This is a genomic window from uncultured Campylobacter sp., from assembly GCF_938045535.1.
Taxonomy (GTDB): Bacteria; Campylobacterota; Campylobacteria; order Campylobacterales; family Campylobacteraceae; genus Campylobacter_B.
Genome location: NZ_CALIMQ010000146.1, coordinates 1 through 5,035 on the forward strand (window position 1 = coordinate 1; position 5,035 = coordinate 5,035).

Consider the following 5,035-nt stretch of genomic DNA (forward strand, 5'->3'; position numbering starts at 1 on the left):
ATCGGAGTAAATTTACGTAAACCCAAAATTTATCGTAGCGGCGTACCGTAGTCGCATATGTACTAAAATTTAGCGATAAGCGAATCCGCGATTCTAATAATACGAATTTACGCAGACGCGCCCCGCCTCTCATCAAAGCGTCATCAGAAAGCTGGCAGGCTTTGCTAGCGGGCGAAGTAATGCGCCGCGCCTTTGCAAGAAGCGCGATTTTGCGATTAAGCGGTTTTTCGCGCCTCAAAAAGGACGATATATCGCGGGCTAAAATTTAAACGGAATTTTATGAGGTAAAGCGACGCTTTAAATTTAAGTTGTAAATTTATCAGTTAAATTCCAAAAAATTTATGCATATTTACGTTGTGTGCCATACATGACCAGTAAGGGGTCGGCGCTCAGAGTTAGCGGGGCGCCCCCTTACCAACCCCCACCCGCGCGACGCTAGCGGTGCGGACTACGTCCGCGTTAAATTAGAATTGCGACTGCGTCGCATAAAATTCCACCAATAATAAAATTCTTTCGTGCTTAAAATTTTAAAATTCCAAGCGCAAAAGAATTTTGAAATTCCAAATACGATAAAATTTAAATGGCGGCGGAATTTTAGAATTCCTATTAGCGGCTAAATTTCAGAATTCTGATCGGCAGCAGAATTTCAAAATTCTGTAAATTTGAGCGAAATTCTGAAATTTCGTAAATTTAAAACGATTGAATAAGGAGGTCTCATTGAACCCGATTACCGAAAAGCGCAGCGTTTCGGGCTACTACTACGCCGAAGATCGCGAGTATGTATACTTCGTGACGGATGCGCCGCGCGAGCAAAACTACCGCTTTATTTTTGATTCGGGCGCGATCTATTCGCAAGATGACGCGGACGGCGAGGTGCGACCTAGCAGCGAGGCGGAGTTTTTCGCAGTCGTTAAAAAGATCCTCGCGCAGTACCGCGATAAAATTTTAGAGCACTCCGCAGAGCTTGAAAATTACGAAAAGATCTACACGCGGCGCGGCGATTTTTCAAATTTTATGAAAAGGCATTCGGCTTTAAAATACGAAATCCGCAAATTTCAAAACAAAATTTCGCATTTTTACGAGGCGCTTCTCATCTGCGCAAATGAGCAGCCGGCGCTGAAAAAGCAGCTGAAAAACTACGCCTACGAAGCGGGCGTTTTTAAAGGCGTGATGAGCGAATATGCCGTCAGGATCGAGGATATCTATCAGTTCATCCAAGGCCTCAAAAACGACAAAATTAGCCGCAACATCTACATTCTCACGATCATCTCGTCGCTACTTTTGCCGCTAAATTTCATCACGAGCTTTTTCGGGATGAACACGACGGGGCTGTTTTTAAGCGGCTCGGCGCACGGCACGCTCATCGTGACGCTTGCGATGTGCGTGATTTTCGCGGCGATGGTCGGCTTTCTTATGCTCTACGCCAAAAAACGAAACTAAAGCGGAGGAGTTAAATTTTGAATAAAAACGAGCTTAAAAATATCCTGGGCGGATACCTCGGCAGGGAGATTGCGGGCGATTTTAGAGTGCTGAAAGAGCATGAGATCGCGCGCTGCAACGACGCGGCGAAATTTCCTTTTGAGGGCGATAGTGGGCTGCTGCGCGAGTTTTGTATCTTTGCAGACGGCGGCACCGGCGATCTTTGGCTGCTAAGCTCTGGCGGCGAGATCGCGTTTTACGACCATGATCTGGAGTTTTTGTCCGAAGCAAATTTGAAAAAATTCGATCTAAATCTTGCGGGCTGGCTAAAGATCGCCGAGCTTTTTTGCAAATTTGAAGCCCTTGGCGACCCGAGCGCCGCGCAAAAGGCGGAGTTTAAGCAAAGCGTAGCTAAAATTTGCCCGCAAATTTTAGAAATTTGGGAAATTTAGGCGCTACTTGGGGCGCCTAAATTTAATCGCAAAATAGGAGGAGCGATGAAATTTATATCTTATTACGACTCGCCGCTTGGCAAAATCACGCTCGCGGGCGATGAGACGGGGCTTTGCGGGCTATGGTTCGAGGGTGAGAAATACTACGCACATGCCCTCGCTGCGAGCGGCGCGGATAAAAAGCAGAGCAGCGTCGATCTGCTCGCAAAAGAGCGGCACGCCGCGAGCGAAACACAGCGCGATTTTGCGGCGTTGAAAAAGAGCGATTTCGCGGCAAAATCGACGAGCGGCGCAGATGAAAAGTACAACACGCGTGATTTCGCAGCAGAAGTTACGAGCGGCGCGGACGTAAAATTCTGCGCGAGCACACTTATAGCGAGCGAAAAATTCTGTGAGCGCGATTTTGCGGCTCAGGATGCGAGCAAAAAATCTTACGCGACCGACCTTTCGGCGCAAAGCGCGGGTGAAAAATTCTGCGCGAACGAGCAAGGCGGCTACTTCGAGGAGAAAAATCTGGCCGTTTTCGATCAAACTAGGCGCTGGCTCGATCTGTATTTTAGCGGACGCGAGCCCGGTTTTACGCCCGCTCTAAATCCCGTGGGCTCGGCATTTAGGCGCGCCGTGTGGGAAATTTTGCTTAAAATTCCATACGGCAAAACCACGACCTACGGGCAGATCGCGCGCGAAATCGCCGCGGCACGCGGGCTAGCGAAGATGTCTGCGCAAGCCGTGGGCGGCGCCGTGGGACACAACGAAATCTCGATCATCATCCCCTGCCACCGCGTCATAGGCGCGCACGGCAACCTCACGGGCTACGCGGGCGGCATCGATAGAAAAATAAAGCTGCTGCAGCCAGGGGGCGTCGATATGCGAGGGCTTTTCGCGCCCGCGAAAGGTACCGCTTTATGAGCGGCGCGGCAAAATTTGAAAGATCGCAAAATTTTAATGCTCGCGCGCAAAAGTGCGATAAAATTTGAATACTTAAATTTAGACGCTGCACAGCGCATCGCTTGCAAATCGAAGGCGAGCGGCGATTTTAAACGATTACACCGCGCGCAGGACGGCGATCATTAAATTTAAAGCCGAAGCAGGCACGCTTTGAAATTTTAAATTTTTCCGCCGCGTAAAAATTAAAATTTTATGCCGAGATGCCGACCTTAGCGGCGTAAAATTTACAGCGACTCTAAAAGCGTTTTAGCCGCCAGTTTGCCGAGATTATTGGCCGCTAGCGGACTATCGCCCGAGAGCAGGTTGCGGTCTTTGTGCACGGCGCCGTCGATACCTTCGTTTAGGATTTTCATCCCAAGTTTTGCTAGCCGCGAGCCCATATACCAGCGCAGATGGCCCGGCATGTAGCCAATACCCGGCGAGGTGCGGTCAATGACGTCGGGCAGCAGCACGAGCTCGTAGCCTTCGAACAAAAACTTATCCTCGTCAAGCGCCGCGGCTAGCAGCCCGGCTGGGCCGTGGCAGATCGTGATGATGTATTTGCCCTGCTCATGAAACCATTTTAGCGCGGCCTTTACGTCGCGACTCTCGTCAAGCCCGATCAGCGCGCCGTGACCGCCCGGGATATATAGCGCAAAATACTCGTCAAATCCCTTCTTTACGATATCAGCGAGCTTTTTAGGCTATTTAAATTTAGTCGCGTAGCTCTCAAAAAAAGCCCTTGAGCCGCTCGTCCTTCGCAGGCATCGCCCAAAACTCGAATTTTACGGGATTTCCAGAGAGCGTCGCGATCTCGAAGTCCCAGCCCGCCTGCGCCAGATGATACATCGGCACGAGCGTCTCGACAGGGTGGTTGCCAGTGGAGAAAAAGGTTCCGTTGTCCATCAGCAAATACCGCTCGTCAGCCGCGATGATGAGGATTTTTTTATCGCCGTCGTATTTTTTCTCGTAATTAAAATCCGCCAGATCGCTCACGGGCGCCGTGAACTGCAACAGCGAAAACGGCGACGGGAAAAACGCGCCGTGCTCGGCGATATCGGGAGTCGGGAGTTTTGATAGTTCATTCATTTTGTCCTTTTTTATTGATTTGAGTCCGGATTATATGCAGTTTTAGTTAATATTCAGCAATGCTTTATGCCTTAAATTTGGCTTTATTTTGTCTTTTGCTTTCGGACTTAGGGTAAATCTACCCGCATCCTGAGGATAAATTTGGCTTGCGAGTTTAAATATCGGATCGGTGAGCGCGTTAAATTTGCTAGGCATTTTTATATGCTTTTAAAAAACGGCGTCGCATTTTTCGCGAAGGAGCTTAAATTTGACTAAAATTAGCGACCAAATTTGCCTTTTTGGGTCAAAATTTACGATAGCTAAAATCTATAAGCGGTGCCGAAACGGGCGCGAAAGCCTGCAGCGAAAAAACTAATAGGCGGCGTCGCATCTGCTTCGTAAAACTGCGGCGGGGTTGATTGCCAAGGAGCCCGCTTAAATTAGCGTTTTAAACCGCCGCGCAAAAAAGATGAATTTTATCTTTCCACGTATGATGATTTGCGCCGCATCTACAAGCAAATAAAGCTCGCAGGCTCTTAGCGATCGGTAGCGCTGCCGCTACCGCCGCTTAAACCTGCGCGGATCTAAAAATTTTATAAATTAAAATTCCATGTCGCGGACAATTCAAAATTTCGCGCTTCAAACGATCCGCAAATTCCGTGCTTCAGGCTGCGGCGATTAGGCCTTAGCACTCCCAGCGGTGCTTTTTCATATGGACGCGCTCGCCTCTAAATTCCACGCCTTCGGCCTCTAGCAGTTCACGCTAAGCCTAAAAGCTCGCCGCCAAGGTGCCTGCGTGGTTTACGACGCGGTGGCACGGGTAATCGCCGTAGAGCACGCTTGCGAGAGCACGCGCCCCACGAGCCGCGAGCAAGCGGGCAGCCCGATCAGGCGTGCGATCTGTCCGTAGCTAGCGACCCTGCTTGCGGGAATCTCCTCCACAAGGGTAAAATTTCATAGATCAAATTTTGCGTCAAAACCATGGCGCGATTATACTCTTTCGCGTTTAAATTTAGACCTAAATTTAGCCGCTTTGCAGCGCTAAATTCGATATAATTTCTAAAATTTAGCGCTTTAAAAGGAGCGAGCTGTGGATGAGAAATTTCAATCAGACACGAAAGAGCTGGACGAGAAATTTGCCGCTATTCCCGAGAATTTAAAAAAGCGAT

6 protein-coding genes and 1 pseudogene are annotated in these 5,035 nt (G+C 49.1%); 3 read left to right on the plus strand and 4 right to left on the minus strand.

The features are described 5' to 3' along the window. Positions 1 to 717 precede the first annotated feature (717 nt). Genes Q0095_RS04665 through Q0095_RS04675 form a run of 3 tightly spaced genes read left to right on the plus strand, consistent with a single transcriptional unit; the run spans position 718 to position 2,780 of the window. Positions 718 to 1,440 carry a CorA family divalent cation transporter gene (locus Q0095_RS04665; protein ID WP_297881814.1) on the plus strand — a complete coding sequence of 241 codons (723 nt, stop codon included), beginning with the start codon at positions 718 to 720 and terminating at the stop codon, positions 1,438 to 1,440. Positions 1,441 to 1,457: 17 nt separating this feature from the next. Then, the gene (locus Q0095_RS04670) at positions 1,458 to 1,871 is read left to right on the plus strand and encodes a hypothetical protein (protein ID WP_297881816.1); all 414 of its coding nucleotides are present in this window, start codon (positions 1,458 to 1,460) and stop codon (positions 1,869 to 1,871) included. 45 nt (positions 1,872 to 1,916) lie between these two features. After that, positions 1,917 to 2,780 carry a methylated-DNA--[protein]-cysteine S-methyltransferase gene (locus Q0095_RS04675; RefSeq protein WP_297881818.1) on the plus strand — a complete coding sequence of 288 codons (864 nt, stop codon included), beginning with the start codon at positions 1,917 to 1,919 and terminating at the stop codon, positions 2,778 to 2,780. A 263-nt stretch (positions 2,781 to 3,043) separates the two neighbouring features. Here Q0095_RS04675 and Q0095_RS04680 read toward each other — a convergent pair whose 3' ends face one another. From Q0095_RS04680 to Q0095_RS04690, 4 genes and pseudogenes are all read right to left on the minus strand, one after another. Then, positions 3,044 to 3,292, minus strand: coding sequence for a hypothetical protein (locus tag Q0095_RS04680; protein ID WP_297881820.1), 249 nt, complete (start codon positions 3,290 to 3,292; stop codon positions 3,044 to 3,046). Between the two features lie 30 nt (positions 3,293 to 3,322). After that, positions 3,323 to 3,484, minus strand: a pseudogene (locus tag Q0095_RS10265) (DJ-1/PfpI family protein); the annotation flags it as partial. Positions 3,485 to 3,527: 43 nt separating this feature from the next. After that, positions 3,528 to 3,887, minus strand: coding sequence for a hypothetical protein (locus tag Q0095_RS04685; protein ID WP_297881822.1), 360 nt, complete (start codon positions 3,885 to 3,887; stop codon positions 3,528 to 3,530). A 780-nt stretch (positions 3,888 to 4,667) separates the two neighbouring features. Beyond that, the gene (locus tag Q0095_RS04690) at positions 4,668 to 4,808 is read right to left on the minus strand and encodes an MGMT family protein (protein WP_297881824.1); all 141 of its coding nucleotides are present in this window, start codon (positions 4,806 to 4,808) and stop codon (positions 4,668 to 4,670) included. Positions 4,809 to 5,035: the final 227 nt, after the last annotated feature.